This window comes from Neisseria sp. P0021.S005, from assembly GCF_051956955.1.
Map to the genome: position 1 here is coordinate 1 of NZ_JBQCWY010000593.1, position 1,888 is coordinate 1,888.

Below are 1,888 nucleotides of genomic sequence, written 5' to 3' on the forward strand. Positions count from 1 at the left end.
GTTCGTCGCGGTCATCCAACAAAACATCCGCACCAGCAGCCAAAAGCTCGGCGTAGATTTTGTCGGCGGCTTCGCGCACGGCGTCTGATTTTTTGTAGTTCATCGGCACGATAACGACTTCAAACGGTGCCATTGCTTTGGTCCAAACAATGCCTTTTTCGTCGTTGTTTTGCTCGATGGCGGCGGCAACAACGCGGGTAATACCGATGCCGTAGCAGCCCATTTCCATAGTTTGGGATTTACCGTTGTTATCCAAGAAGCTGACATTCATGGCTTGGGTATATTTGTCGCGCAATTGGAAAACGTGACCGACTTCAATACCGCGTGCCAGTTTCAGACGGCCTTGTTCGTCGGGGCTGATGTCGCCTTCGATGACATTGCGCAAATCGACAAATTCAGGCTCGGTAGCATCTCGGCCGAAGTTGAAGCCGATATAGTGGTAGTCGTCTTCATTGGCGCCGATAACCCAGTCTGCGCCTTTTTCAGTAGCGAAATCGGCATAGACTTTACCTTTGAAGTTGACAGGGCCGAGAGAGCCGCCGTTTGCGCCGAATTGTTCAATAATCACGGCAGGGCTCGCCATGGTCAGTGGCGATTTTACGCCGGCCAGTTTTTCTGCCTTGATGTCGTTAAATTCATGGTCGCCACGCAACAGCAGCAGGACGAGTTCGCCTTCGTTTTCGCCTTCGACCACGATGGATTTGAGGGTTTGTTCAACCGGAATATTCAGGAATTCAACCAAAGACTCAATGGTTTTGACGTTTGGTGTATGTACTTTGGTCAACTCGGCCTGAGCAGCAGCGCGTTCGCCTTTAAGCGGCAAAGTCGGTGCCAATTCGATATTGGCGGCGTAATCGGAAGTGTCGCTATATGCAATAACATCTTCTCCGCTTTCAGCCAATACTTGGAATTCGTGAGAGCCGGTACCGCCGATGCTGCCAGTATCTGCGGCAACAGGACGGAATTCCAAACCCAAACGGGTGAAGATACGGCAATAAGCGTCGTACATATCTTGATAGGTCGTCTGAAGCGAGGCATAGTCGGCATGGAAGGAATAAGCGTCTTTCATGATGAACTCGCGCGCGCGCATCACGCCAAAGCGCGGACGTACTTCATCGCGGAATTTGGTTTGGATGTGGTAAAAGTTTTTTGGCAGTTGTTTGTAGCTGTTGACTTCTTTGCGCACGATGTCGGCAATGACTTCTTCACAAGTCGGACCCATACAGAAATCACGGTCATGACGGTCTTTCAGACGCAGCAGTTCTTTACCATAAAACTCCCAGCGGCCGGATTCTTGCCACAGTTCGGCAGGTTGTACCACCGGCATTAGCAGCTCCACGCTACCCGCGCGGGCCATTTCTTCGCGCACGATATTTTCAACTTTGCGCAATACGCGCAGGCCCATCGGCATCCAAGTATAAAGACCGGATGCGTTGGCTTTGATCAAACCGGCACGAATCATCAGTTTGTGGCTGGCAAGTGCAGCTTCGGCAGGGGCTTCTTTAAGGGTAGAAATGAAGAACTGGGAGGCTTTCATGGCGTATTTTTCTTTCTTAAAAATAAGTGCGTATTGTAACGCAAAATGGATGGCCGCGTGTCTTTTGAATGGCACCTGATGAAATCGGCCGTTGTTTTACGCAGCTTTTGATTCGGGGCGATTTTTAGGGATGTCAACCCTAATTTATGCACAAAGCCGCATAACCTTGTTTTACCTATAAATTTTCACTGTATGATTATAGTAAAATCTTATAAATATAACTACTTGATTTTATTATGTTTTATTTGATTAAATTTTAGTCAATTTAAGACTTGGTTTGTTCCTAAAGAAAATTTTACGATTACCCAAAGCTTATCAACAGATTTATCCACAGAGATTGTGTATAGATTT

Annotated in this window: 1 protein-coding gene; it reads right to left on the minus strand. The window is 47.6% G+C overall.

The window, feature by feature from the left end:
* Positions 1-1,537, minus strand: a 1,537-nt coding sequence (locus ACTHUE_RS17280) for a proline--tRNA ligase (protein ID WP_440424056.1), incomplete at its 3' end; no start/stop codon positions are given.
* Positions 1,538-1,888 lie beyond the last annotated feature (351 nt).